This is a genomic window from Alphaproteobacteria bacterium, assembly GCA_037200005.1.
Classification (GTDB): domain Bacteria; phylum Pseudomonadota; class Alphaproteobacteria; order UBA9219; family RFNS01; genus JBBCGY01.
On the sequence record JBBCGY010000002.1, the window covers coordinates 449034 to 473686 of the forward strand.

The following is a 24653-nucleotide window of genomic DNA, read 5'->3' on the forward strand; positions in this document are numbered from 1 at the left end:
GCGGCAAGCGCCAGGCGCGGCCACAGGCTTAAGGCCAGCAAGGATTTCGGCGCGCTCATCCCGCGATGTTCTGCGAAACCATGCAATACAGCATCGGCAGCGACAGAACGAAATTGGCGCGCGACGTCAGCATGGCGATGCGCGCCGATTTGGCCTTCGCGGCGTCATCGGTGGCGACGATGCCGAGCGCCTTTTTCTGGTTCGGCCAGATGATGAACCAGACATTGAACGCCATGATCAGCGCCAGCCACATGCCGATGCCGATCGTCCGCGCGGGCATCTGCAGAGCCAGGGCTTCATGCAAATAGCCTCTGAGAAACGCGACCGCCAGTCCCGTGACCACGGTTGCCAGGGCCGACCAGCGGAACCAGAACAGAGCGTTCGGGGCGATGAATTTGCCGATAGCGGGCTTCAGTTCCGGGGGGATTTTCGGCATCGTGGGGATTTGCACCATGTTGAAGTACCACAGTAGGCCGATCCACAGGATTCCGGCCACGACATGCAGCCAAATCATGGCATTGATGGCGGCCATCTGGCCGGTGGTGGAATCCGCGAGCAGGTCGCCATGCAGATACAGAAACATCAGGACGGCGAGCGCGACGCTGGCGGCCAGCGCGGTATATAGCCCTTCCAGAATTTTGCTCATGCTGCGACGCTCCTGTAGTGATAACCGGCGGCCATACGGTAAGGCTTATGCAATCTTGGGACAAGACTTAATCACCATTCCGCGCCATAGCAGATAGAGCAGCCTCGAAGGCGCGGTCTTGCGGCGCTTCGGGTGCGCGAGATCGAAGCGCGCCAGGTCGTTCATCAGCAGCATCGGCATTCCCGCTCGCCTTTCGTGGCGCGGCAGCATGGCGATATCGCGGCGCAGGGCCACGATTTTCGCTTCGTCCGGCGCATCGTAATTTTCGGCGGCGCGCGCATAGAGCGGGGCGTTTTGCTTTTGCCCCACTATGGCGGCCGCGACGGTCGCCAGCGGTTCGTATAGGCTGCGGGGAAGAGGGGGCGTTCCGGCCAGTTCCGCGTCGCGCGCGTCGATCAGGATTTGCAGCGGGCCGAGATCGATGCCCCGCTGCTGAACGGCCGCCAGCCGGTCGAGCACGATATGGCGCGGCTGTCCCTTGGTTCCGAGCGCGGTTAGAGCATCCCGCCACCATTGCAGGCGGATATGCCCCATCATGGGTTCCGACACTTGATCCCGCACGCGCGCCAAGGCGGCATGAAAGCCGAACAGGGCCGCCAGATCGCCCCGCGCCGCGGCAGGGGCAAACAGGCATAAGGCATAAAAATCGCGATCCTGAGCCTTTAATTCCTGCAAAAGGGCGATTTCCGGCTGATTAGGTGGGATCGGATTTGACATGGGGGCCGGATTTTTCTATTAGACAAGCATTCCTGAAAATGTGGACCGGCCTAAAGGCCAGTCCCGTCAGCGGCTCGGCTAGCCTTGCGCGCATGAACTATCGGGACAATATAGCATAGAAATGCAAAGGAAAAACAATGAGTAAGCGTGAGAATTCCAAGTACAAAATCGACCGCCGCCTAGGAGTCAATCTCTGGGGCCGTCCCAAAAGCCCGATCACCAAGCGCGAAAGCCGTCCCGGCCAGCATGGCCAGCGCCGTGCCGGCAAGCCTTCGGATTTCGGCATTCAGCTGATGGCCAAGCAGCGTCTCAAGGGCTATTACGGCAATATCGGCGAGCGCCAGTTCCGCCGCTATTACCAGGAAGCCATGCGCCGCAAGGGCGATAACGGCGAAAATCTGATCCAGTTGCTGGAGCGCCGCCTGGACGCCGTCATTTACCGCATGAAGTTCGCGCCGACCGTGTTCGCGTCGCGCCAGCTCGTCAATCACGGCCATGTCAGCCTGAACGGCAAGCGCGTCAATATCGCCTCCTATTCGGTCAAGGACGGCGACGTCATCGAGCTTCGCCCGAACGCCAAGCAGATGGCGGTGGTGCTGGCCTCGGTGCAGCTCGCCGAGCGCGACGTACCCGATTATATCCAGGTCGATCACAAGGAAATGAAGGGCACCTATATCCGCGCCCCTCAATTCGCCGACGTGCCCTATCCGGTGCAGATGGAGCCAAACCTGGTCGTCGAATTCTATTCGCGTTAGGTTTCGCGCCGTACGGCAGGTGACGTATTTCGAAGATGCGTCACCGTTTCCGCGTTCTTTTTCCAGCCGTTATTTGTCGCTTTTAATGGCGACGATGCCTGTCGGCGTAATTTCATATGTTTTGATGGCGGCCCGCTCGTTCGCGTCGTCGACGATGACGTAATAGCCGATGTCGCGGCCTTCATCCTTCATTTTCTGGACATGCGTGCTTAGCCGCGGCCCGAAATTCAGCCGCCAGACTCTGTGATCGCGGTCGAACGTGAAAGTCGGCACGCCAAAATCATCCGCGTCGAAGATTTCTTTCGCCATCGTCTCCCTGGCGATGTTGATAGCGTCGGCGCCGAGCAGCCTGGCGGGCATAGACACTGCTTCGCAGAGAGAATTGTTGCAAGCCACTTGCGCGCTCGGAGGTATGCACTGGGCGGATATGCATCGGGCTAAGTCCGCCTCGGGCGTAAGTTTCTCATGAAGCAGGTCGCGGTCTTGCTCGATCCGGGCCGTATATTTCATATTGACCGGACGCTCGGTGCAACAGCCGACGAAATCCTTGATGAGCACGCAGTCGGCGGTGCTGGCGCAAGCCTGAAGCTCGAGCCAGGTGACGCCGATTATTTTCTGAAGGCTGTCGTCCAGCTTCGCCGGCGTTTGCTGGGGAGGGGCTTGCGCCAGCAAAAAGACGGCAAGGCCGGTCAGTACGGCATTCGGTATTCGAGGTGAAATAGTCATAGCGGAGAGAATATCTGCCGTTGTCAGGTAAGCGAGCAATGATATGTTGGGACCGGTATATTGATAATGTCTTAAGTTAGCGTGTTTTATGGGGAGGCCGTCTGCGTGCTGACCGAAACCAGCCCGTCTTCGCCCCGCTGCGCGGCGCTTCACCAGTCCGCCGTCGCCCTTCGGGCTATGGCGGACACCCAGTTTTTCTAAACGCGCAAGCGCGTTAAGAAAAACTGGTGGTGCGGGCGGAGGGACTTGAACCCCCACGAGTTACCTCACTGGAACCTAAATCCAGCGCGTCTACCAGTTCCGCCACGCCCGCATGCGCTTCGAGGCATTCTCCTATCACGTTGTTCCGTGGGAGAGCAATAAACCCATAAGCCATAAAAAAGGGCGGCCATTGCGGGCCGCCCTTTCTCACGTCAGACTTGGAAATCTTATTCCTGGACTTCGCCATGGAGATGGGCATCCAGGCCTTCGCGCTCGACATCCGGATGGACGCGCAAGCCGATCACTATGTCGATGATCTTGACGATGACGAAGGTGCCGATGGCGGACCAGGCGATCGTCGCGCCGATGCCGATCAGCTGGGTTATGACTTGATCGGCATTGCCGTCAATCAAGCCGACCGCAGCGTCGCCGCCCTTGACTTCCTTCGTCGCGAAGACGCCCGTGAGCACGGCGCCGACGATGCCGCCTACGCCGTGAACGCCGACGCAGTCGAGGCTGTCGTCATAGCCGAGCTTCGCCTTGAGCGTCGTGCAGGCAAAGAAGCAGATGATGCCCGTTATCACGCCAAGGATCAGGGCGCCGGTGACGTCCACGAAACCGGAAGCCGGTGTGATCGCCACAAGGCCTGCAACCGCGCCGGAGATCAGTCCGACGATGCTCGGCTTCTTGAAAACGGCCCAGCCAACCAGCATCCAGGTAAGACCCGCCGCGGCGGTGGCTACCATCGTCACGGCCATGGCCATGCCCGCGTTATAGCCCGCGGTGACGGCGGAACCGGCGTTGAAGCCGAACCAGCCTACCCACAGCAGCGAGGCGCCGATGAGGCTGAACGCCAGATTATGCGGGGGCGCGACATCGTGCGGATAGCTCTTGCGCTTGCCGATGACGAGCGCCGTGACCAAGCCCGCGACGCCGGCATTGATATGCACGACGGTGCCGCCGGCATAGTCAAGCACGCCGGCTTTGAACAGGAAGCCGTTCGGATGCCATACCCAATGCGCGACCGGCGAATAGACGATCAGCGACCATAGGCCCATGAACACCAGCACCGCCGAAAACTTCATGCGTTCGGCAAAGGCGCCCGAAATGAGCGCCGGCGTGATGATCGCAAAGGTCATTTGGAACATCATGAAAACGGACTCAGGAATCGTGAGCGTGAAGCCGCCCGTGATGCCTTCGCCCAGCGTCAGGGGCGCACTCATCGAGCTGTGCGCGACCAGGAGGCGAGACAAATCGCCGACATAGTCGTTGCCGTTGGTAAAGGCCAAGCTGTAACCGCATACGACCCACAGCACCGCGACGAGGCAGGTGGTCGCAAAGCTTTGCGCCATCGTCGTGAGCAGATTGCCCTTGCGGACGAGACCGCCGTAGAACAGGGCGAGGCCGGGAATGGTCATCATCAGCACGAGCGCCGTCGACGTCAGCATCCACGCCGTATCGCCGGAATTGATCGCGGGAGCGGCGGGCGCGTCCTGCGCCAAGGCGTGACCGGGCAGCAACGCCGCCAGTCCCATAATCAGAGTTGCAGCAAGACATGTCTGCATGCGCTTGTCTCGCGCAGCTTTCGTTATCCTATCCATTGGGTTCTCCTTCTGATTGGTGCGTTGCACTATAGATGTATCCGGTCGTGGGAATGCCGGGATCGGAATGGCTTGCGGCGTTTAGGTATTGTTACGGATTGACTTGATAGGGGATACGCGATGATTGAAACAGGCACTGCTTTTTCCGGATCGCCCACGCTGCGATACTCACGTACGCCTGTATACGCTGCATGTCGATTCTTGGAAAGACCGGCTGTCGGTGAAGCGCGTCAAAGGAAAAAATTACGGCCATGTGACGCAATTGCGCCACAGTCGGGGTAGGCCGGGGTCTTTTACGGCTTCGACGTCGCGTTTTGGGATATGACCCCATACCATCCCAGGCCGTTATAAGTCTCATAACCTGGCGTGAGAGCAAACCCGACATAATTCCCTGATTTGTCTACATAACTTCCCATATTACGCCCATCGTGAGCCAAGGGAAAGACCTCGGTCAGCACACCGCGGCGGTCGCTTGCGGCAATGACGCGCATTTTTCTGTCCACCAGAAGGCAGCGCGTTTTATTTTTCTCATCTTCCTTGAGGCGCACTGAATCGACCACGCCCTGAGACTGTTTTTCCCAATCAAAAAATACGCCCAGAACGCCGATCACTTCGCCATTGATCTCGCCGCCGCGCCGGATGGCCGTGGCGTAAGTGGCCACCATTTGCCGGTCGAGCAATTCATTGACGGTCACGTCGGCCACTGAAAATTCGCTTCCGTCGCGGGTGGCAAGCGCATCGCGGAACCAATGTTCCCGGCTGACGTCGCTGCCGACGACCTGGCGGTATTTGCCGGGGCGGCCATTGGCCAGCACCATGCCTTTTTTGTCGGCGATCCACAGGTCGAGATAAACCGTATAGGAGTCGAGAATGACGCCGAGGCGTTTGGAGGCATATTCGCAATGGTTGGTGTCCGGCTCGGTCACGCAATCGACGACGGCGCTATCGGTCGCCCACCAGCGCACGTCGCACGAGCGTTCGTATAGGTTGCGGTCAATAATGTCGATCATGCTCAGCGCTAGATCGGTCAAGCGGCCGCCGCGCAAATCGGTCACCAGATTGGCGCCTAGATTATTAAGCTCGGTCGTTTGCGATGTGAGTCTTTTGGAGAATTCGTCGGCGATCGAGCGTATGCGCTCGGAGATTTCCCGCACTTCCCTGGCGACGACGGAGAATCCCCTGCCATGCTCGCCCGCCCGCGACGCCTCGATCAGGGCGTTCAGCGCCAGCATCCGAGTGGCGCCGGTTACGGATTGAATTTCATTGACCTTGCTTTTGGCAAGGTCGGAGACGCTCTTCGATAAAGCCAAAATCCGTTCAGGCATCGGACATCCTAACTGCAATCTTACTCATCACAACCGCCGGAAAATCCCGGACACGTATCGACTTCAGAAAGCTGTCAGCAAAAGGTTTATTATCGATTAAGGTTTAAGACGCGCCGTTAATTAGAAACAAAAACGCGGGCGGCCAGGGGAAGCCGCCCGCGCTGCTCCTGATAAGATTAGGAGCTGTAGTACATATCGAATTCGACCGGATGCGGAGCGGTGCGGAAGCGGTCCCACTCTTCCATCTTGAGGCCGATATAGGAGTCGATCATGTCGGCGGTGAACACGCCGCCCGCCAGCAGGAACTGATGATCGGCATCCAGCGCGTCGAGGGCTTCTTCCAGCGAGCCGCAAACCGTCGGCACCTGGGAGAGCTGGGCCGCCGGCAAGTCGTACAGATTCATGTCCATCGGATCGCCGGGATGAATCTTGTTCTTGATGCCGTCGAGGCCTGCCATCAGCATCGCCGCGTAGGCGAGGTAGGGGTTGGCGGTCGGGTCGGGGAAACGCACTTCGACGCGCTTGGCGTTCTTGCTGTTGCCGTAGGGAATGCGGCATGAGGCCGAACGATTGCGCGAGGAATAAGCCAGCAGCACCGGCGCTTCGTAGCCCGGCACCAGCCGCTTGTAGCTATTGGTGGTCGGGTTGGTGATCGCGTTCAGCGCCTTGGCGTGCTTGATGATGCCGCCGATATAGTACAGCGCCATTTCCGACAGGCCGGCATATTTGTCGCCCGCGAATTGCGGCTTGCCGTCCTTCCAGAGCGATTGATGCACATGCATGCCCGATCCGTTGTCGCCGAAGACGGGCTTGGGCATGAAGGTGGCGCTCTTGCCGTAGTTATGGGCGACGTTATGGATCACGTATTTGTAGATTTGCATGTTGTCGCCGCACTTGGTCACGGTATCGAACTTGATGCCGAGCTCGTGCTGCGCGGAGGCGACTTCATGGTGATGCTTTTCGACTTCGATGCCCATGTCCTTCATGGTGCTCAGCATTTCGCCGCGCAAATCCTGGCCGCTGTCGATCGGCGCGACGGGGAAATAGCCGCCCTTGACGCGCGGGCGATGGCCGAGATTGCCTTCCGGATATTCGCGGCCGGTGTTGTAGGGGTCTTCCTCGGAATCGACCTGATAGAAGCTGCGGCCCGGGCTGACGCGGAAACGCACGTCGTCGAAAATGAAGAACTCGGCTTCGGGGCCGAAGAACGCCTTGTCGCCGGCACCGGAGCTTATGACATATTGCTCGGCCTTCTTCGCGATCCCGCGCGGGCAGCGATCATAAGGCTGATTGGTTTCGGGCTCATAGACATCGCAGAACACGCCTACCGTCGGCTGCGCGAAGAAAGGATCGAGGACGGCCGTCGCCGAATCCAGTTTCAGCAGCATGTCGGATTTGTCGATTGTCTTCCAGCCCGCAATCGAAGAGCCGTCGAACATAATGCCTTCCTCGACCGCCGCTTCGGTACAAAGCGTGTCGACGTGCTGCGTGGTGTGCTGCATTTTGCCGCGCGGATCGGTAAAGCGCAGATCGATAAACTTTGCGTCATGTTCCTTAATCAGATCGAGGAGTTTGTTAGCCATGGGATCGCTCTTCGCAAAAAGGGTTTGAAAGCAATGGCATCGCTTGTGCGTTGCGGTAAGGACACTGCATGGGATTCATTGCCTTGACAATATTGGTTGTTTTCTGGTTTGATAGAAGCCTGGAGCCGTGCCCGCTGGTGGTGGCGGCAGAAGAGCGAAGCAAAACTTCGCGCAAGCTTTGCAAGCCTTTAGCGCATGAAGCTGAAGGCTTTTTTCATGGACTATCGCGCCTAGGTTTGCGATAAGCCGCTATCCAAAATGTATGGCGGCCGTAGCTCAGTGGTAGAGCCCTCGGTTGTGGTCCGAGTTGTCGCGGGTTCGATCCCCGTCGGTCGCCCCATTCTTAACTGGCATATGCCATGCATATTCTTATCCTCGGTGCGGGAGCGGTCGGGCTGGGCATGGCCGCCGCGCTCTCTGCCGCGAAATCCGATATCACGCTCGTGACCCGGGGCGGAATGCCATCGGGAGAGCGTAGCATCCGCGTCACCGGCGTGCTGGGCGATCATGAGATTCCGCCAGGCCGCGTAGCGTTTCTGCCAGCCGATGGGCTGGCGGAACAAGCAAGCCCGCCGGATTACGTGATCGTCGCCACCAAGACCTTCCAGGTCGCCTCGGCCATTCGGTCGATTGCGCCACTTCTGGAAAAGAGCCGACGCCCGCCTGCTTTCCTCCTGCCTCAGAACGGGTGGGGGTCCGCCGATGAGGCCGCGGCCATTGCGCCCGCCGGAGCGATGCTTTACTCCGCGGCCCTTATGACCGGGCTGGCGCGGCTTTCTCCGGCTGAAGTTCTGATCGCCGCGCATGCGACGCCGATCCGCATCGGCTCTCTGTTCGGGCATCCGCAAGCGGCCATCGAGCCGCTGCTGCAAGATTTCGCGCAAGGCTTCATCGATGTCGAATATCGCGAGGACATCAAGACCATCATCCTGAACAAGTTTATGTTCAGCATCTGCCTCAACGCGCCCGGAGCTATATTGCGCTGCGCGTATGGCGAGATGGCGGCGAGTCCCGCGCGGCGGGAACTCATGATCCGCCTCGCGGACGAGGCCGTCGCGGTCGTGCGGGAAGTCTGCGGCGTCGCGCTGTACGAAGATGGCGCCGATTATATTCATGGAACGCTCATTCCCAAGCTTATGCCCAGGGTCGCAGCGCATAAATCCTCGATGTTCCAGGATTTAGAAGCCGGACGGAAAACAGAAATCGATTACCTGAACGGAGCCATCGCAAGGATGGCGGCGGGCGCGCATATGCCCGCGCCCTGCAATGAAGTCATGACGTCGCTGATTCATGCGGCAGAGACAGGATCATCCGCCGGTGTCTGAGCTTCGCTTGCAAATGCGGGCCGGTTGGGGGACAAATCGCTATATGTCCCATCCAGATCTCCCCGCATGGCGCGCGCATGCGCTTCTGACCGCCGCCGAAGCGGCGGAGCTTGATCGCATCACCATCGCGCTGGGCACGCCCGGCTTTACGCTCATGCAGCGGGCGGGCGCCGTGATGGCAGAAATTATCAGGGAAGCATACCGGCCCGGGCGCTGTCTGGCGCTGTGCGGGCCGGGGAATAATGGCGGGGACGGATTCATCGCCGCCGAGTTTCTGCGCCGGGCCGGATGGGATGTCCGCGTCGCGATGCTGACGCCGCCCGAGGCGCTTCACGGCGACGCCGCGCTCGCGCGGCTGTTTTATCAGGGCGAGATTCTCCCATGGTCGCCGCAATTGCCTGAAGACGCGGAATTGATGATCGACGCCTTGTTCGGCATCGGCCTTGACCGCCCGCTGGGCCGGGAATTCGCGGCGGCGATAGACGCGGTCAACGAGAGCAAAATTCCGGTCGTCGCCGTGGATATTCCCAGCGGCATCCATGCGGACAGCGGCGCCGTCATGGGGGCCGCGATCAAGGTGAAGACGACCGTGACTTTCACGCGCAAGAAGCCGGGGCTGCTGGCGCTGCCGGGCCGCGAAATGGCGGGAGAGGTCATCGTGCGGGAGATCGGCATGGATGCCGATGCGATGCGCAATATGCCCGCTCATTTCGCCGAAAACCATCCAGCCTTGTGGCGCGACGCGCTGCCGGAGTTCCGCGCCGAGCAGCATAAATACGATCACGGCTATGCGCTCATTCTCGGCGGGGGCGTCATGACCGGCGCCGCCAGGCTGGCGGCTCGGGCGATTCAGCGCGTGGGCACCGGCCTGGTTACCATTGCCGCGCCGCCGGAAGCCGTGCCGGTCTACGCCACCAGCCTGGATAGCGTTCTGGTGCTGAAGCTGAGTGATGCGGCTGTCTGGCGCGAAGCCGTCGCCGATAAGCGGAAAACCGCGGTTTTGGCCGGGCCGGGATCCGGGATAGGGCCGCAAACCCGCGCCGCCGTTCTGGCCGCGCTCGAAAGCGGGAAACCCTGCGTGCTGGATGCCGATGCTTTGACCAGTTTTGCCGATGCTCCCGAAGAATTATTCGCGGCGCTTCATCCGCGATGCATTCTGACGCCTCACATGGGCGAGTTCGCGCGCCTGTTCAAACAATATCCGGCGGAAGCGAGCAACAGGCTTGCCGCCGCCGTGACGGCGGCGCAGGGCGCGGGGGCCGTGGTGCTGCTGAAGGGGGCGGATACGATCATCGCGTCGCCTGACGGTTATGCGGCCATCAATACCAGCGCGCCGCCATGGCTTGCGACGGCCGGAAGCGGCGATGTTCTGGCGGGGGTCATCACCGGATTCCTGGCGCAGGGCATGGAGCCGTTCCTTGCCGCTTGCGCCGGAGCGTGGCTGCATGGCCTCGCCGCCCGGAATTTCCATCCGGGCATGATCGCCGAGGATTTGATCGGCGCATTGCCTGCCGCGCTGGCGGGGGTGAAGGACGGATCGCCTTAGAAACCATTTGAAAAGCCATGATGCCGTGCTGCAAACCGCGCTTTCCTGCGCTTCCGGTGCTCACCTATGTTGAATAGGCCGCGCTCCGGTTCTCGAAAAGCACGGTTTTCGCTCCGGCCTGATGACTTTTCAGACGGTTTCTTAAAGTCAGGCCATCTTTTTCATCATCGCCTGTTCGGCACCGGCTGACGGCACGGCGATTAAGTTTTCCGCAGGCTGGATGCTCGCTTTCTTATTTGCTTTCTTGCCGGCGAAAGCGGCGCTTTTGCGCAATTTCAAAATGGGTTTTTCGACGAAATGCCATGAGAATGCGGCGACTGCCGTCACGATTGGCAGGCTGACGCAAAACATGGCGAGCGGCGTTATGTCTGGGATCAGGCTGACAACCGTTTGATTGATGGGCACATGGTAAAGGTAAATTCCGTATGAGTAATCGCCGCTCGAATAAAGCGGCAGCTTTGGAAATTTGCAAAGCCCAATGTAAATGACGATGTATGTCAAAATCGGCATTCCGATCAGATGATAAAAAGGATTGCCCTTCCATGATGAATTGCCGGCAAAGGCGGCAAGCAGGCAAAGGCCGGTCGACACTATGGCTATCCGCCAGTCGAAAATGATTCGATGCCGCATTTGAAAGAAGAAGATCCCCATCAGAAATGCCGGAATGAGCCGGAGGCCTACCCAGTTCGAAACGACAAGCTGCAAAACAGCTTCCCATGCCTGCGGGATATGCCGATCCGTTTGCATCAGGTCGAACAGGATGGCCAATAACGGCAGTCCGGCTGCCAGAACCCCGACGAAGAGCGGCCGTTTAAAGAGCCGTAATATCAAAAGCGAAGAAAGCAGCGCGTAACAGCCGATTTCATAGGGAATAGTCCAAAGCGCGCCATTCACCTTTGTCGAGAGATTCTGCTCGAAAACTCCCGGCAGATAGTAATGGATATCGCCGAAGATATTTCTGAAATATCCCCAAAAAAGCGGATGAGAAAAATACGAGGACAGATCGAGCGTCGTAAATATCGGTCCCAGGATGAGGGCGCAGATGATAATATCGACGGCCAAGGCCGGGACGATCCGAAGCGTTCGGTTTAAAAGAAAATGGCCGAAAGAAAGCCGGGCCGCCGATCCCGCCACTAAGAATCCGCTGAGCGCGAAGAACATCGGCAATATGCAAAATTCGGCGAACCAGAATGGCGTGAATTTCACGATGGCATAGCCTTGCGCGATGCCTATGCAGTGCCACGCGAATACCGATAATGCGAGAAAAACTCTGGCAAAATCAAAACCCGGACCAACGCCTTTGTGACTGTCCAGAATGGACCCAAAAGATCGCACGCGTCGTCTCCAACAAAAAAAGGGCTGAACCAGACGGTTCAGCCCTTTCTTGTTATCAAGATTCTTTCGAGGAATCCGCTTTTATTCGTTCGTTGCCGGGGCTGCGGGGGCGTCCATGGCCGGAGCGGGCGCGACGGCGGGTTTTTCCATCATGGCGGGAGCCGGGGAGGCGGGCATCATCTTCGCCGCCGCTGGGGCCATCATGCCGGATTGATAGCTGCCGGGCTTATAGTTCTTCTTGAGGCATGTGCCGATAAACTTGCGATATTCCGGCTTCGCGATCTTTTTTTCATGATATTCCGCGACGCAGGCTTTCATTTTGCCCGCCTGAGCGGAAACCGGCTTGACGGACGGCGCTTTGGGAGCCGAGGGGGCCATCGGATCGGCGGCAAAGGCCGGCATGGCAAAAATGGCGGCCAACGCGGCTACGGCGAGGATTTTTTTCAAGGGATTCTCCATGGTGGGGTGGGGGATGTCGGGAAAATTGGCGGGGACGAGGGCGATAAGCAACTTACGGTGGCGAATACGATGAAATTAATCTCTTGTCAACCATTGCAAATCTGGCCATATTCGGCTCATTCAGAAGATAAATGAGTCGAGACGCGCAAGTGTCCGGCAAATTAGTTCTAAATAAAAACCATTTTATTTCATAGGGTTAGGGCAGTTATTTTTAACTGTGGATTAAGCTTGGTTGTGGTAAGGTCGTAAAGCTTTTATCAAGGAAATGGTGGTGTCCTATGACGTTTTCACCAGCAATGCAATTGGCGCAAGACGCCGTCGAGAGTGGCGCGACTTATTGTTCGGCCCATGGCGCGGTTGTCGAAAAAGCCGAAGTTCTAAGCGTCGGCAGCGATCGCGTCGGCATTCCTCATGTGCGTTTCCAGCTTGAAGTCAAACGCGGCTGCAACACGCCGACGGTTGAGCAGCGTACGCTCGCTCTGTCGAGCTTCCGCGCGCGTTATCGCGACCGCCTTTAAAACGCGTCATTTCTCTTTCTAGAGATTACGGCAGCGCTGAAACCAGATTCTGCGCGGCTTGAGAATTCGTCGCGGTGAAGCTGCGATCGATCACGATGCCGCGCGCCGTGGCCGCGTCGCCATAGACCAGCTTATTCCAGCTGTCGCGCGGCTCGATCCATGAGCCGTCGAGCGAAATTCCGGCGTAAAGCCCCGCGGTCTTGGCGAAGGTATACATGTCGGCATTGATCCCCACGCCGGTCGCGGCGTTGTAGCCTTTGCCCAGTTCGCCCGCGGCGACGCTGGCGTCGGCGCCGAGCGTCACGCGCCGGTCGATGACCGCGTTAAGCCCGCGCTCCGTCATGATGACGATGATGATTTCCTGTTCCTGGACGCCGGCCTGCAAGCCCCAATTGACGCCGCCGAGCGTGTAGAAGGCGGGCTGGCTCCAGCCGCCGCTGCCCGAGGCGTCGCGCGTGAGCAGGACGCCATTGCCGGTGCGCGCTCCCCAGATGAAGCTCGCGCGCAGCATGCTGGGAACGATCAGAACCCCGCGCGCGCGGTTGGTCAGGTTGAGCAAGGTCGCGTATTCGGGATTGCTGTACATCGCCTTGGCCGTGGCCGCCGCGTTGTCGATCAATTTCTCAGGCTCGTTCTGCAAGCCTTCGGGGCCGTGGCAGGCGCTCACGCCGAACGTCACGGTAAGCAGCAGCGCAATCAGGCGAATCATGTTCATAGGTCGTTCCTCCACAGACTCCCGGATATGCCGAGTGGGGGAGGATGTCAAATATGATTATCGCCGCGCCTATCTTTCTGCCCCGATATTGACGCATTCGTATATTCTATTGCGTTCGCTAGGCTCATGATCAACCGCTTCGTGCTCCAAAGGATGCCGCCATGAAAATCGATGAGATCGCCAAGACCTTATCCATGCCAGCTTTCAGCCCGAGCTACCCCGCCGGGCCTTATCACTTCAAGCAGCGCGAATATCTGATCGTTTCTTACGAGACCGATCCGGAGGCCGTGCGCGCCGCGCTGCCCGAGCCGCTGGAGCCTGCGGGCGCGGGCAATCTATGCTTCTACGAATGGATGAAGATGCCCGACAGTTCGGGCTTCGGCAGTTATGAGGAAAGCGGCAGCGGCATTCTCGCGACGTTTAAGGGCGAGCCGTGCAATTTTTCGGTGCAGATGTATCTGAACGATGAGCCGCCGATCACCGCGGGCCGCGAAATCTGGGGGTTTCCGAAAAAATGGGGCGAGCCGAAACTGCGCGTGACCAAGGACACGCTGACCGGCACCTTGCATTACGACGGCATCCCCGTCGCCATCGGCACGATGGGCTATAAGCATGTCAGCCTGGAGTCTCATCTGCCCGACGTCAAGAAGGGCCTCGAGAAGCTCAACGTCAATCTCAAGCTCATTCCCGACGTGGACGGCAAGCCGAAGATCGCGCAGCTGGTCGGCTATAATCTGGAAAATGTCGTCGTGCATGGCGCGTGGGAAGGCCCGGCATGCCTGGAGCTATTCCATCATGTGAATTGCCGCGTGGCGGGACTGCCGGTGCGCAAAATCCTCGGCGGCAGGCATCAGGTCGTCGATTTCACGCTGCCCTACGGGCGGGTTCTGCATGATTATTTGGGGTGAGATCGGAATGAGGACGCCGACGCGAACCTCGCCAATCAATCCCCAACATCGATCGACTGTCCCGCCACCAGGGCGCAGATCATGGCGATTTCGGCGACTTGCTGCAGGGTGCCGAGCATCGGGCCGTTATAGCCGCCGAACAGCTTGTTGCCGATGACGATGGCGATGGCCGCCGCCGCCGAACTGACGAGGATAGCCAGCCCGCCGGAACTGCCCATGACGGCGAATACGATGGCCGCGCCGAGGGCGAGCGCGATCAGCACGCGGTTGAGCGGCGGCTGGCCGAAATGGGCGGACACGGGATCGTGGGGCAGGGGCTTCATCCAGGCCGCGCCGATCGACATCAAGGCATGCGACCAGGCGCTGCTGGCGATCAGCGTCGCGAAAACCAGTTCGATGCTGTTCAGGCTGGAGATCGCGCCGACTCGCAGCAGGATCACGAAAACCATCGCGATGGTGCCGTAGCGGACGGAGCGTTCTTCCTTCAGCCAGCCGACGCGGCGCGTCTTGTCGCCGAGATCGCCATACTGATTGGCGAGCGAGGCCAGCTCTTCCTCATGCAGCCCGCGCGTCAGCCACATCATGCCGAGCACGGCCAACGCAGATGTCACCGTCACCGGCAGGCGCAGGATGGCGATGGCAAAGCCGTCGATGCCCGCGCCGAACGCGCCGATGAGGGCGCCGATCAGCGGAAACCACGCCATCGAGCCGCCGATTTGCATCTGATCCGGCAGGCCGCGCAAGGGCACTCTGATGCGCGTGAGGTATTTGGCGGCGATAATCAGTTCGCGCCACCAGTCGTTGCGCCATTGGCTCGCCAAGGCCCTCGGCGCGGCCGGAGCAGCGTTTTCTACGGCGGGCTTGCCCGGTTCTTGCGGTGATTCCTGATCGGTCATGGGATGGTAGGGAGGGGGCTTGCAAAAGCTTAGTTGAAAAGAGCGGGATGCTTGCCGCACCCCGCTCTTCCGGAGGAATTTATTGCTTGGATAGAATTTAGGCGGCCTTTTTCATTCTTTCCTTGATCATGACCGCTTCGATCTTCTCGGCGGCCTTGGCTTGATCGATCTTCTCCACCGCCGCGAGTTCGCGGGCGAGGCGTTCGAGAGCCGCCTGATAGATTTGGCGCTCGCTGTAGCTCTGCTCCGGCTGGTCGCTGCCGCGATGCAAATCGCGCACCACTTCGGCAATGGATACCGGATCGCCGGAGTTGATCTTGGTCTCGTATTCCTGGGCCCGGCGGCTCCACATGACGCGGCGGACTCGCGCGCGGCCCTGCAGGGTCGTGACGGCGTCCTTGATCCTGTCCTTGGAGCTCAGGCGGCGCAGACCGGCGGTCTTGGCTTTCATCACCGGAACTTTAAGCCGCATCCGGTCCTGTTCGAACATGATGGAATATAAAGTAACGCTGCTGCCCGAGACGGCGAAGCTTTCAATGCCCTCAACCCGTCCCACGCCATGAACCGGATATACTACAAAATCGCCTTTTTTGAATTCCAGCTTCTCAACCTTATCCGCCATCACGTACTCCCTTTCTCGCCCTAAACGGGCTTACTTTGGTTATCGTCAATGACCTAACCTCAGGCGTTCGATAAAAGACCGGACTATGGAATTCGCCAGAATTCCATACTGGCCCGGTTCATTTACGGAAGCTACCTTGGGCAGCCAGCTTTGGTTAATATTACCGCGCAATTGATTGAAATTTTCTTTCAAACGGTAACAATTCCAAATCTTGACCGACAATAACACGAATCAGCGTTTTTGACAAAACTTTCCATGGGTTAAAATGATTTCATAAAGCGGCTTTCGTGCCTTTATTTTGCCATCATGGTAAATATTTATGGTTAAATTAACCGCTTTTCTCACTGAAATACTTGGCGAATTTATCCGGCACGCCCTTCCATTGGTCCGCGTCTTCGGGGGCGGGCTTCTTTTTGCTGATGTTGGCCCACTGATTTGCATACTCCCGGTTGATCTCAAGCCACTTAGCTGCAACCTCGTTAGTGTCGGAGACAATGGCCTCGGCGGGACATTCAGGTTCGCATACGCCGCAATCGATGCACTCGTCCGGATGGATGACGAGCATGTTCTCGCCCTCATAGAAACAATCGACCGGGCACACTTCGACGCAGTCCATATATTTGCAGCGGATGCAGGATTCGGTAACGACATAAGGCATGGATGAGACTCCTCAAGGCGGAAATCACCATGTAATGCCTATGCTTCTTAAAGGCAAGGGGTTGGATAATCGCGATCCGCCCTCTATGATGGACTCGGTTGCAGCCGTAAGGAGACGAAGAATGGTTTCCAGCCTGGAAAAAGTGTGCGTCCAAAAAGGACTTAAGATGACCGAGCAGCGCCGGACCATCAGCCGCGTGCTGTCCGAAGCCCACGATCATCCCGATGTCGAGGAAGTCTATCGCCGCGCCGCCGCGCTCGACCCCAAGATCAGCATCGCCACGGTCTATCGCACCATGCGCCTGCTGGAAGAGGCCAGCGTCATCGAACGGCTCGATTTCGGCGATGGCCGCGCCCGCTATGAAGAATCCCGCGACGAGCACCACCATCACCTGATCGACCTAAACAGCGGCGAAGTCATCGAATTCAAGAACGACGAGTTGGAACAGCTCAAGAAGAAAATCGCCGCCGATCTCGGCTATGAATTGGTCGGCCATCGCCTTGAGCTGTATGGCGTGAAAAAAGGCGCTCGCCCGTCGCGCAAATGATGACCAAAATCGCCAAGCTTCAGGATTATCACGACGCGCTCGACATATGCGCGGGCGATTGCTGCATGAGCGCGGTGCGGCGCGCCTATGCCGAATTATGCGATACGGGAGCGGCGGATACGGCGGCGTTCGACGTGGCGCTGACGGTTTTCAAGTGGCATCACCCCGAAACCAATCTGACGGACGCGGCGACCATCGTGCGCGGCTGGGTGCGGCAGGGCGCGGAGCATTAAACTGCCTGCTATTTAAGACGCAAACATCACCTGCTGATACGGCTCGCCTTTGTGATGGCGGCTGACGCGGATGGTGATTTTCTGTTCGAGCCGCTTGAGGAACGCGAATAACCGGCCTTCGGCGAACAAGTGATATTGGCCGTTCATCAGTTTCGACACTTCGGCCTGGTCGATGTCCAGCAGCGCGGCGGCTTCGCGCTGTTTCAGTTTTCTGTCCTTGAGGATCATGCGGACGGTATGGCCGAGCTGCGCGCGCGTCATAAGCTCGTCGGCATCGTCCAGGCCAAGATCAGCGAAGACATTGCCGCTGCCGATTTCGTATTCCGGGGTTTTTTTCCTGCTCATGATTCCTTCTCCATCGTAACGGCCTGTCTGTAGCGTTGTCCGATCAAATGCACATCCTGTTTCGGGGTCGAAATCCCTGCCTTCGATTTTTTCTGGAAGGCGTGGAGAACGTATATCTGTTTGCCGATCTGCACCGCATATACCGTCCGATACGCGTTCGTATCAAATCGCACGGCAATCTCGAATATGCCGCTGCCGATTCCCTTAAAAGGCTTTGCCGTGGGTGCTTTCTGTCCTTTCTGAGCGTCGTACAATGCCGCGCCGATACTTTTCCGAACTTCCGGCGGAAAGTTTTGCACCTGCTTCTTTGAATCGCCCAGCCATGTGACCGGCCTGATGTCTTCACTCAAGCGCGAACCCCATAATATGATAAAATACTCATAAATGCAATAGTGCGATGAATTGCCAATGGCAAGCGCTATATGCATCGCACCATTGAATCTTTAACCAACCCTAACCATTTCTTAAAGAGTTCGGGCCAGATTCATGATGGAGGCTTCCCCATGAAATCAGTCGTCATTGCCGGTTATCTGCGCTCGCCTTTCTGTTTCGCGACGAAGGGCGAGTTGGCGGAAGTTCGTCCCGATGACATGGCTGCGGCGGTCGTGCGCGCGCTGGTCGAGCGCAGCAAGATCAATCCCGCGCTGATCGAGGATTTGCAGATGGGCTGCGCCTTTCCCGAAGGCGAGCAAGGGCTGAATATCGCGCGCCTCGTCGTGCTGCTTGCGGATTTGCCGCAGAGCGTGGGCGGGGCGACGGTCAACAGATTTTGCGGTTCGTCGATGCAGGGGATTCACAACGCGGCGGGCGCGATCCAGCTTGGCGCGGGCGAAGTGTTCATCTGCGCGGGCGTCGAATCCATGACGAGAATTCCGATGTCGGGATTCAATCCGATGCCGAATTTCGATCTGATGGAGCGGCTGCCCGGCGCATACATGAGCATGGGGCAGACGGCGGAGAACGTCGCGCGCAAATATCAAATCACGCGCAAGGAACAGGAAGAATTCGCGCTGACCTCGCAGCAGAAGGCGGCGGCGGCGCAAGCCGCGGGAAAACTGGCGGACGAAATCATCGCCATTACAGCCCCTGGGGGCGATGTAACGAAGGACGGCTGCATCCGCGCGGAAACGACGCTGGAAAAACTGGCTGGACTGAAGCTGGCCTTCGACGAGAACGGCACGGTCACGGCGGGAACGTCATCGCCGCTGACCGACGGCGCGGCGGCGGTTTTGGTGACGACAGAGGAATTCGCGCACACGCATAATCTGCCGATCCTGGCGCGGATCAAATCCGTCGCGGTGGCGGGCTGCGATCCCGAGATCATGGGCATCGGCCCGGTCGCGGCGACGCAGAAAGCGCTGAAGCGCGCGGGGCTGACGGCCAAGGATTTGGACATCATCGAACTCAACGAAGCTTTCGCCAGCCAGTCCATCGCCTGCATTCGCGATCTCGGCCTGGATCAAGGCAAGATCAATATCGACGGCGGCGCGATCGCCATTGGGCATCCGCTGGGGGCCACCGGCGCGCGCATCACCGGCAAGGCCGCCATGCTGCTCAAGCGCGAAGGCAAGCAATTCGCCCTCGCCACGCAATGCATTGGTGGCGGGCAGGGGATCGCGACGGTGCTGGAGGCGGTATGAGCGGCGTTCCCGAAAGAGAAGCCGATGACGACATAAAGGCGGCTTTCATGCAGCTTGTCGCCAAGAACGCCGAGGCCGCGCACGGAGCGGGCATGCCAAGCTTACTCAACGTCACGCTCAAGCAAAGCGATGCCAGCCCCTTTCTTCCTTCGGCGGAACGCGCCGCCGACATGAATTTTCCTCTTCCCTTTACCGGCGACCGTCCCGAAGTTCCGCATTTGATTGTCGAATTCGACATGAAGGATGAGAGTCAGAAGATGGAATGGCGCTTGCTCCATAAGGCTCTGTCGTCAAATCGTACGAAAGAATTAGGCGGCGTACTTCAAATTGACGGCAAGCGAACTCGATGGGTGATTCCCATGGGCCATATGCGATACGATGGCAAAGCTTCCCGGCGTCAAAGGATATTGGACGCTCATAAAACAGAAAAAGAAGGCGTTTATGAGCCGACGCTTCTGGCGACGATCAGAAGCGCGATCGAACTTCCCAAAGTGCCGGGGGGAGGATCGACGCCTTTCACGCCGGCGGCACCGCTTCCCAATTAGAATAGGCATCGCAATCATGAGTCCAATTCAAAAAATTGCCGTTCTCGGTTCCGGCGTGATGGGCAGCCAGATCGCCGCGCAGGCCGCCAATGCTGGCGTGCCGGTGCTGCTGCTCGACATCGTTCCGAAAGACGCGAAGGATCGCAACCAGCTTGCCAAGGGTGCATTGGAAAGAATGCAGAAAGCCGATCCCGCGCCTTTCATGCATGCCAAGGCGATCAAACTGGTGACGCCGGGCAATCTCGAAGACGATTTGCAAAAGCTTGCCGATGTCGATTGGATCGTCGAGGCGGTGCTGGAAAATCCGCAGGTCAAGAGCGACATCTATAAAAAGATCGATGCCGCGCGCAAGACCGGCTCCATCGTGTCGTCCAACACTTCGACGATTCCATTGCATATTCTGACTGGCGGGCAGTCGGAGCAATTCGCGCGCGATTTCCTGGTGACGCATTTTTTCAACCCGCCGCGTTACATGCGGCTTCTTGAACTTGTCGCGGGACCGAAGACGCGCCCCGATGCCGTGACCGCCGTCAGCGATTTCATCGATAAGCGCATGGGCAAGGGCATCGTGATCTGCAAGGACACGCCCGGCTTCATCGCCAACCGCATCGGCACCTTCTTCATGCAGACGGCGATCAACGCTACGCTCGATCTCGGCCTTTCGGTCGAAACGGCGGACGCCGTATGCGGCAAGCCGATGGGCGTGCCGAAGACCGGCGTTTTCGGCCTGATCGATCTCGTCGGCCTCGATTTAATGCCGCTGATCGCCAAGAGCTTCATGGAGACGTTGCCGCCGGACGACGAATACCGGAAAATCTATCGCGAGCCGGATTTGTTCAAGAAGATGATCGCCGACGGCTATACGGGCCGCAAGGGCAAGGGCGGTTTTTACCGCATCAACAAGGAAGGCGGCGGCAAGGTCAAAGAGGCCATCGACCTGAAGACCGGCGAATATCGCCCGGCGAGCAAGGAAAAGCATCCGGCGATTGAATCGGCGGGCAAGGATTTGCGCGCGCTGTGCTCTTCATCCGAAAAAGCCGGGCAATTGGCCTGGTCGGTTCTCAGCCAGACCTTAAGCTATGCCGCGAGCTTGGTGCCGCAAATCGCCGACGACGTGGTCGGCGTCGATAGCGCGATGCGCTGGGGCTATAACTGGGATTTCGGGCCGTTCGAGCTGATCGACAAGCTCGGCGCGGCATGGCTTGCCGAAAAATTGAAAGCCGAAAACAGGCCGGTGCCGGAACTGCTCAAACTGGCCGGCGACCGTTCGTTCTATAAAGTTCAGGACGGCAAACTGCACTATCTGATGCTGGCGAGCGAGTATAAGCCGGTGCCGCGCGCCGAAGGCGTATTGCTGCTCGAAGACGTGAAGCGCGCGGGCAAACCCGTGCTGAAAAACGCCTCCGCGAGTCTGTGGGATATCGGCGATGGCGTCGCCTGTTTCGAATATCACACCAAGATGAATACCATCGATCCCGATTTGCTGGGCATGCTGCACAAGAGCGTGGAGTTGTTAGGGAGCGACCGCGCGCGCTGGCGCGGCATGGTGATCTATAACGAGGGCAAGGTCTTTTCGGCGGGCGCCAATCTCGGCCTCGCCATGTTCGCCATCAATCTGGCGATGTATCAGGCTATCGATCAGCTTATCGAGCAGGGACAGGCGGCCTATCGCGCCGTAAGATTTGCGCCGTTCCCGGTCGTCGGCGCTCCCGCCAATCTGGCGCTGGGAGGCGGATGCGAGATTCTGCTGAATTGCGCGGCGGTGCAGGCGCATGCCGAGCTATATACCGGCCTCGTCGAAGTCGGCATCGGCGTCGTTCCGGGCTGGGGCGGCTGCGCGCAGATGCTGGGGCGGACTTATGCGCTCAAGAAAGGCTTCGGCGGCCCGATCCCGCCGCTGGTGCAAGCATTCGAGACCATCGGCACGGCCAAAGTGTCGAAATCGGCGGCGGAGGCCGTCGATCTTATGTATCTGCGACCGACCGACGGCATCACGATGAATCGCGACCGGCTGCTTTTCGATGCCAAGCAAAAAGCGATCGAGCTTGCGAAAGATTATAAGCCCCCTGAGGAAGAAACGTTCAAGCTGGCGGGCAAGACCGGCCGCGCCGCCGTCGCTCTCGCCATCGAGGGATTCCGCGCCGCGGGCAAGGCAACGCCGCATGACGTGGTGGTGGGCAAAAAGCTTGCCGAAGTCTTGACCGGCGGCGATTTGCCGTCGCCGCAAAGCGAGGCGGATATCCTGACACTGGAACGCAAAGCCTTTTTCGACCTCGTGCGCCATCCCGATACCCAGGCGCGGATCGAATATATGCTGGCGAACGGCAAGCCGTTGAGGAATTGAACCATGCCCAAATATCAAGCGCCGCGCGACGACATCAAATTTCTGCTGCATGAGGTGCTGGACGCCGCGCAGCTGGAAAAATTCCAGGGCTACGGCGACGCCAGTCTGGAATTGATCGACAGCGTGATCGAAGAGGCGGGCAAGGTCGCGGAGCAAGTGTTGTTTCCGCTCAACCAGTCGGGCGATGAGGAAGGCTGCCATTTCGACAATGGCGTCGTCACGACGCCGAAGGGATTCAAGGAAGCTTACACGACATTCCGCGAGGGCGGCTGGATCGGCCTATCCTGCGATCCGGCCTATGGCGGGCAAGGGCTGCCGCTACTGCTGAATTTCGTCGTCGATGAAATCGTCAGCGCGGCGAACATGTCGTTCGGCATGTATCCCGGCCTGTCGCACGGCGCGTATAACGCGATCAATATTCACGGCAGCGCGGAATTGAAACAGCAATATCTGCCGAAGCTGGTGGATGGAACCTGGTCGGGCACGATGTGCCTGACCGAGCCGCAATGCGGAACCGATCTCGGCCTGATCCGCACGCGGGCGGAGCCGGACGGAAACGGCGGTTACAAAATCATCGGCACGAAGATATTCATCTCGGCGGGCGAGCATGATTTGACCGATAACATTTTGCATCTGGTGCTGGCGAAGCTGCCCGACGCGCCCGCCGGAACCAAGGGCATTAGTTTGTTCCTGGTGCCGAAGATTTTGCCGGACGGCAAGCGCAACGGGCTGAATTGCGGGCGCATCGAGCACAAGATGGGCATCAAGGCGTCATCGACCTGCGTGATGAATTTCGAGGGCGCGACCGGCTGGCTGGTCGGCAAGCCGCATGGCGGCATGAAGGCGATGTTCACGATGATGAACGAGGCGCGGCTCGCGGTCGGCATTCAGGGGCTTGGGCTGGCCGAAGTCAGCTATCAGAATGCCGTGGTCTATGCCAAGGAGCGCCTGCAGATGCGGGCGCTGACCGGCGTAAAATTTCCGGACAAGCCTGCCGATCCGATCATCGTCCATCCCGACGTGCGGCGCAATCTTCTGACCATGAAGGCGCTGACCGAAGGCTGCCGTGCGCTGGCCTGCTGGATCGGGCTGCATCTCGATATCGAGGCGAAGCATCCCGATGCCGCGAAGCGGGCGGAGGCGGGCGAGCTCGTCGCGCTGATGACGCCGATCGTCAAATCCTTCCTGACCGATACAGGCTTCGATGTCGCCAATATCGGCATGCAGATTTACGGCGGCCATGGCTACTGCATGGATTTCGGCATGGAGCAATATGTCCGCGACGCCCGCATCACGCAGATTTATGAAGGCACCAACGGCATTCAGGCGCTCGATCTCGTCGGGCGCAAGATGCCGGATACCTACGGCAAGCTGCTGCGGCGGTTTTTCCATCCGGTCGCAGATTTTATCGAGGCCGAGAAGGGGAGCGCCGCGCTGGCGGATTTCATGCCGTCCTTTATCAGCGCCTTCGGCAAATTGCAGATGGCCTCGGTGACGGTGGCCTCGCGCGGCCTTGGCAATCCTGACGAGGCCGGGGCGGCGGCGAGCGACTATCTCAAGCTGTTCGCGTATGTCGCCGTCGGCTATATGTGGCTGAAGATGGCAAAGGTCGCGGCGGAGAAACTTCCGGCGGCGGGCGACCGCGCGGGCTTTTACGACGCCAAGCTCAAAACCGCGCGCTTCTATTTCCAGAAGATCATGCCGCAGGTCAATGCGCTCAACCTCTCCATCATGGCGGGCAGCAAGCCGGTCATGGATTTCCCGGTCGAGGGATTCGGAAACTAACCGACTACAGCGCGCAGATGGCCGCTAGCGGAACGTTGCTCGCCGGTTGGCCGTGAAGCTTGGGCACTGGTTTCTTGCTTGAGATGCTTGGCAAGGGCTTGGCCCATATTAGTCAGGACATATGATATGGTCAGTGGGCCGGAAAAAGCCACCGTTTGATCGGAGGTGCTGGGACGGGGCCAGGGCTCCACCAAGCCCTCTTGGCTAAGCTGGGCTATCCGGTTTTTCGTTTCGCCGATCGTCACGCCCAGCCTGTCCGCCACATCTCGGGGAGCAATCGGGCCGCTGCTTTGCAGCACATCCATGACGGGCTGCCATTCGCCAATCATAGGCCGCCATGTTTGGAGGTTTTCCTGAATTTTATGTTGAGAAATCTGGGTGCCCTCGACATGATCGAGATATCCCTGAACCACGCTGGTCAGCACGGTGCGAATAGCCTTCCCATCCGGCCCATGCAATGTGAGTTCCTCGGCGAGGTCCACGAACTTTTTTAAGAGCTGCAAGCTTTCTTCATCCCGATTCGCCATGGCGCTTCCGATTGAAGCGCCGATTTTGTGTATGACGGCGGGAGCTCGCATTCCCCTATCAACCAAGCCTAAATTCCGTGCCAATTCTGATGCTGAATCGTCGTTGTGGATCGGCATTGCAAATCTCCATTCGTTAAAATCACGCTTCGAC

The 24653-nt window shown here is 58.7% G+C and carries 27 protein-coding genes and 2 tRNA genes; 13 read left to right on the forward strand and 16 right to left on the reverse strand.

Annotation, left to right across the window (positions count from 1 at the left end):
• Positions 1–55: 55 nt before the first annotated feature.
• Positions 56–646, reverse strand: coding sequence for a urate hydroxylase PuuD (locus tag WDO70_11980; GenBank protein MEJ0063874.1), 591 nt, complete (start codon positions 644–646; stop codon positions 56–58).
• Positions 647–691: 45 nt separating this feature from the next.
• Positions 692–1363 (reverse strand): squalene/phytoene synthase family protein, encoded by a 672-nt coding sequence (locus WDO70_11985; protein ID MEJ0063875.1) that lies wholly within the window; start codon positions 1361–1363, stop codon positions 692–694.
• A gap of 137 nt (positions 1364–1500) precedes the next feature.
• Between WDO70_11985 and rpsD the strand changes: the two genes are divergently transcribed.
• Positions 1501–2118, forward strand: a complete 618-nt coding sequence (rpsD, locus tag WDO70_11990; GenBank protein ID MEJ0063876.1) for a 30S ribosomal protein S4 — start codon at positions 1501–1503, stop codon at positions 2116–2118.
• 69 nt (positions 2119–2187) lie between these two features.
• On the opposite strand, the gene WDO70_11995 is transcribed toward rpsD, so the two are convergent.
• From WDO70_11995 to glnA, 5 genes are all read right to left on the reverse strand, one after another.
• Entirely contained in the window at positions 2188–2844 is a 657-nt protein-coding gene (locus tag WDO70_11995; GenBank protein ID MEJ0063877.1) for a hypothetical protein, read from the reverse strand.
• 228 nt (positions 2845–3072) lie between these two features.
• Positions 3073–3157 (reverse strand) — tRNA-Leu (locus tag WDO70_12000).
• Positions 3158–3272: 115 nt separating this feature from the next.
• Complete coding sequence (locus WDO70_12005; protein ID MEJ0063878.1) at positions 3273–4580, reverse strand: ammonium transporter; 1308 nt, start codon at positions 4578–4580, stop codon at positions 3273–3275.
• 359 nt (positions 4581–4939) lie between these two features.
• A complete protein-coding gene (locus tag WDO70_12010) occupies positions 4940–5971 on the reverse strand; it encodes a methyl-accepting chemotaxis protein (protein ID MEJ0063879.1) in 1032 nt (343 codons plus the stop codon).
• Positions 5972–6147: 176 nt separating this feature from the next.
• A complete protein-coding gene (gene glnA / locus WDO70_12015) occupies positions 6148–7554 on the reverse strand; it encodes a type I glutamate--ammonia ligase (protein ID MEJ0063880.1) in 1407 nt (468 codons plus the stop codon).
• A 68-nt stretch (positions 7555–7622) separates the two neighbouring features.
• Here glnA and WDO70_12020 point away from each other — a divergent pair, with 68 nt between their 5' ends.
• The 4 genes from WDO70_12020 (at position 7623) to WDO70_12035 (ending at position 10425) form a co-directional block, all read left to right on the forward strand.
• On the forward strand, positions 7623–7799 hold the full coding sequence (locus WDO70_12020) for a hypothetical protein (protein MEJ0063881.1): 177 nt from the start codon (positions 7623–7625) through the stop codon (positions 7797–7799).
• A 20-nt stretch (positions 7800–7819) separates the two neighbouring features.
• Positions 7820–7894: transfer RNA gene (locus WDO70_12025), tRNA-His, on the forward strand.
• A gap of 19 nt (positions 7895–7913) precedes the next feature.
• Positions 7914–8879: a 2-dehydropantoate 2-reductase gene (locus tag WDO70_12030; GenBank protein ID MEJ0063882.1), complete on the forward strand. Its 966-nt coding sequence runs from the start codon at positions 7914–7916 to the stop codon at positions 8877–8879.
• Between the two features lie 43 nt (positions 8880–8922).
• On the forward strand, positions 8923–10425 hold the full coding sequence (locus tag WDO70_12035) for an NAD(P)H-hydrate dehydratase (protein ID MEJ0063883.1): 1503 nt from the start codon (positions 8923–8925) through the stop codon (positions 10423–10425).
• Positions 10426–10572: 147 nt separating this feature from the next.
• On the opposite strand, the gene WDO70_12040 is transcribed toward WDO70_12035, so the two are convergent.
• Both WDO70_12040 and WDO70_12045 read right to left on the reverse strand, forming a co-directional pair.
• A complete protein-coding gene (locus WDO70_12040) occupies positions 10573–11760 on the reverse strand; it encodes an acyltransferase (GenBank protein MEJ0063884.1) in 1188 nt (395 codons plus the stop codon).
• Positions 11761–11841: 81 nt separating this feature from the next.
• Positions 11842–12207, reverse strand: coding sequence for a hypothetical protein (locus WDO70_12045; GenBank protein MEJ0063885.1), 366 nt, complete (start codon positions 12205–12207; stop codon positions 11842–11844).
• A gap of 290 nt (positions 12208–12497) precedes the next feature.
• Here WDO70_12045 and WDO70_12050 point away from each other — a divergent pair, with 290 nt between their 5' ends.
• On the forward strand, positions 12498–12737 hold the full coding sequence (locus WDO70_12050; protein MEJ0063886.1) for a hypothetical protein: 240 nt from the start codon (positions 12498–12500) through the stop codon (positions 12735–12737).
• Positions 12738–12762: 25 nt separating this feature from the next.
• Here the strand turns inward: WDO70_12050 and WDO70_12055 are convergent, their stop codons facing one another.
• On the reverse strand, positions 12763–13452 hold the full coding sequence (locus WDO70_12055) for a lipid-binding SYLF domain-containing protein (protein ID MEJ0063887.1): 690 nt from the start codon (positions 13450–13452) through the stop codon (positions 12763–12765).
• Between the two features lie 161 nt (positions 13453–13613).
• On the opposite strand from WDO70_12055, the gene WDO70_12060 reads away from it, so the two are divergent.
• Positions 13614–14360 carry an acetoacetate decarboxylase gene (locus tag WDO70_12060; GenBank protein ID MEJ0063888.1) on the forward strand — a complete coding sequence of 249 codons (747 nt, stop codon included), beginning with the start codon at positions 13614–13616 and terminating at the stop codon, positions 14358–14360.
• 35 nt (positions 14361–14395) lie between these two features.
• Here the strand turns inward: WDO70_12060 and WDO70_12065 are convergent, their stop codons facing one another.
• The 3 genes from WDO70_12065 to fdxA all read right to left on the reverse strand — a co-directional run bounded on the left by WDO70_12065 (position 14396) and on the right by fdxA (position 16536).
• Positions 14396–15256, reverse strand: a complete 861-nt coding sequence (locus tag WDO70_12065; GenBank protein MEJ0063889.1) for an adenosylcobinamide-GDP ribazoletransferase — start codon at positions 15254–15256, stop codon at positions 14396–14398.
• A 97-nt stretch (positions 15257–15353) separates the two neighbouring features.
• A complete protein-coding gene (locus WDO70_12070) occupies positions 15354–15878 on the reverse strand; it encodes a CarD family transcriptional regulator (protein ID MEJ0063890.1) in 525 nt (174 codons plus the stop codon).
• A 328-nt stretch (positions 15879–16206) separates the two neighbouring features.
• On the reverse strand, positions 16207–16536 hold the full coding sequence (fdxA, locus tag WDO70_12075; protein ID MEJ0063891.1) for a ferredoxin FdxA: 330 nt from the start codon (positions 16534–16536) through the stop codon (positions 16207–16209).
• A gap of 121 nt (positions 16537–16657) precedes the next feature.
• Between fdxA and WDO70_12080 the strand changes: the two genes are divergently transcribed.
• Together WDO70_12080 and WDO70_12085 are read left to right on the forward strand one after the other, a co-directional pair.
• On the forward strand, positions 16658–17083 hold the full coding sequence (locus WDO70_12080) for a Fur family transcriptional regulator (protein ID MEJ0063892.1): 426 nt from the start codon (positions 16658–16660) through the stop codon (positions 17081–17083).
• Entirely contained in the window at positions 17083–17316 is a 234-nt protein-coding gene (locus tag WDO70_12085) for a hypothetical protein (GenBank protein MEJ0063893.1), read from the forward strand. Before WDO70_12080 ends, WDO70_12085 begins: the two co-directional genes overlap by 1 nt.
• 12 nt (positions 17317–17328) lie before the next feature.
• On the opposite strand, the gene WDO70_12090 is transcribed toward WDO70_12085, so the two are convergent.
• Both WDO70_12090 and WDO70_12095 read right to left on the reverse strand, forming a co-directional pair.
• On the reverse strand, positions 17329–17661 hold the full coding sequence (locus WDO70_12090; GenBank protein ID MEJ0063894.1) for a helix-turn-helix transcriptional regulator: 333 nt from the start codon (positions 17659–17661) through the stop codon (positions 17329–17331).
• Positions 17658–18011 carry a type II toxin-antitoxin system RelE/ParE family toxin gene (locus tag WDO70_12095; GenBank protein ID MEJ0063895.1) on the reverse strand — a complete coding sequence of 118 codons (354 nt, stop codon included), beginning with the start codon at positions 18009–18011 and terminating at the stop codon, positions 17658–17660. Before WDO70_12095 ends, WDO70_12090 begins: the two co-directional genes overlap by 4 nt.
• Before the next feature lie 153 nt (positions 18012–18164).
• On the opposite strand from WDO70_12095, the gene WDO70_12100 reads away from it, so the two are divergent.
• Genes WDO70_12100 through WDO70_12115 form a run of 4 tightly spaced genes read left to right on the forward strand, consistent with a single transcriptional unit; the run spans position 18165 to position 23975 of the window.
• Positions 18165–19301, forward strand: a complete 1137-nt coding sequence (locus WDO70_12100) for a thiolase family protein (protein ID MEJ0063896.1) — start codon at positions 18165–18167, stop codon at positions 19299–19301.
• Positions 19298–19846, forward strand: a complete 549-nt coding sequence (locus WDO70_12105; GenBank protein ID MEJ0063897.1) for a hypothetical protein — start codon at positions 19298–19300, stop codon at positions 19844–19846. The genes WDO70_12100 and WDO70_12105 overlap by 4 nt, the downstream gene beginning before the upstream one ends.
• Before the next feature lie 16 nt (positions 19847–19862).
• The gene (locus WDO70_12110; protein MEJ0063898.1) at positions 19863–22190 is read left to right on the forward strand and encodes a 3-hydroxyacyl-CoA dehydrogenase/enoyl-CoA hydratase family protein; all 2328 of its coding nucleotides are present in this window, start codon (positions 19863–19865) and stop codon (positions 22188–22190) included.
• Between the two features lie 3 nt (positions 22191–22193).
• A complete protein-coding gene (locus WDO70_12115) occupies positions 22194–23975 on the forward strand; it encodes an acyl-CoA dehydrogenase C-terminal domain-containing protein (GenBank protein ID MEJ0063899.1) in 1782 nt (593 codons plus the stop codon).
• Here the strand turns inward: WDO70_12115 and WDO70_12120 are convergent.
• Positions 23972–24619, reverse strand: coding sequence for a hypothetical protein (locus tag WDO70_12120; protein MEJ0063900.1), 648 nt, complete (start codon positions 24617–24619; stop codon positions 23972–23974). The two genes, WDO70_12115 and WDO70_12120, sit on opposite strands and share 4 nt — an antisense overlap.
• Positions 24620–24653 lie beyond the last annotated feature (34 nt).

Coding starts and splice junctions, on each gene's coding strand:
- glnA (MEJ0063880.1), bottom strand. CDS start 7,554: ATGGCTAACAAACTCCTCGATCTGATTAAGGAACATGACGCAAAGTTT.
- WDO70_12065 (MEJ0063889.1), bottom strand. CDS start 15,256: ATGACCGATCAGGAATCACCGCAAGAACCGGGCAAGCCCGCCGTAGAA.
- rpsD (MEJ0063876.1), top strand. CDS start 1,501: ATGAGTAAGCGTGAGAATTCCAAGTACAAAATCGACCGCCGCCTAGGA.
- WDO70_12035 (MEJ0063883.1), top strand. CDS start 8,923: ATGTCCCATCCAGATCTCCCCGCATGGCGCGCGCATGCGCTTCTGACC.
- WDO70_11995 (MEJ0063877.1), bottom strand. CDS start 2,844: ATGACTATTTCACCTCGAATACCGAATGCCGTACTGACCGGCCTTGCC.
- WDO70_12115 (MEJ0063899.1), top strand. CDS start 22,194: ATGCCCAAATATCAAGCGCCGCGCGACGACATCAAATTTCTGCTGCAT.
- WDO70_12100 (MEJ0063896.1), top strand. CDS start 18,165: ATGAAATCAGTCGTCATTGCCGGTTATCTGCGCTCGCCTTTCTGTTTC.
- WDO70_11980 (MEJ0063874.1), bottom strand. CDS start 646: ATGAGCAAAATTCTGGAAGGGCTATATACCGCGCTGGCCGCCAGCGTC.
- WDO70_12060 (MEJ0063888.1), top strand. CDS start 13,614: ATGAAAATCGATGAGATCGCCAAGACCTTATCCATGCCAGCTTTCAGC.
- WDO70_12090 (MEJ0063894.1), bottom strand. CDS start 17,661: ATGAGCAGGAAAAAAACCCCGGAATACGAAATCGGCAGCGGCAATGTC.
- WDO70_12005 (MEJ0063878.1), bottom strand. CDS start 4,580: ATGGGACTGGCGGCGTTGCTGCCCGGTCACGCCTTGGCGCAGGACGCG.
- WDO70_12055 (MEJ0063887.1), bottom strand. CDS start 13,452: ATGAACATGATTCGCCTGATTGCGCTGCTGCTTACCGTGACGTTCGGC.
- WDO70_12120 (MEJ0063900.1), bottom strand. CDS start 24,619: ATGCCGATCCACAACGACGATTCAGCATCAGAATTGGCACGGAATTTA.
- WDO70_12070 (MEJ0063890.1), bottom strand. CDS start 15,878: ATGGCGGATAAGGTTGAGAAGCTGGAATTCAAAAAAGGCGATTTTGTA.
- WDO70_12030 (MEJ0063882.1), top strand. CDS start 7,914: ATGCATATTCTTATCCTCGGTGCGGGAGCGGTCGGGCTGGGCATGGCC.
- WDO70_12010 (MEJ0063879.1), bottom strand. CDS start 5,971: ATGCCTGAACGGATTTTGGCTTTATCGAAGAGCGTCTCCGACCTTGCC.
- WDO70_12085 (MEJ0063893.1), top strand. CDS start 17,083: ATGACCAAAATCGCCAAGCTTCAGGATTATCACGACGCGCTCGACATA.
- WDO70_12050 (MEJ0063886.1), top strand. CDS start 12,498: ATGACGTTTTCACCAGCAATGCAATTGGCGCAAGACGCCGTCGAGAGT.
- WDO70_12105 (MEJ0063897.1), top strand. CDS start 19,298: ATGAGCGGCGTTCCCGAAAGAGAAGCCGATGACGACATAAAGGCGGCT.
- WDO70_12020 (MEJ0063881.1), top strand. CDS start 7,623: ATGGGATTCATTGCCTTGACAATATTGGTTGTTTTCTGGTTTGATAGA.
- WDO70_12110 (MEJ0063898.1), top strand. CDS start 19,863: ATGAGTCCAATTCAAAAAATTGCCGTTCTCGGTTCCGGCGTGATGGGC.
- WDO70_11985 (MEJ0063875.1), bottom strand. CDS start 1,363: ATGTCAAATCCGATCCCACCTAATCAGCCGGAAATCGCCCTTTTGCAG.
- WDO70_12080 (MEJ0063892.1), top strand. CDS start 16,658: ATGGTTTCCAGCCTGGAAAAAGTGTGCGTCCAAAAAGGACTTAAGATG.
- fdxA (MEJ0063891.1), bottom strand. CDS start 16,536: ATGCCTTATGTCGTTACCGAATCCTGCATCCGCTGCAAATATATGGAC.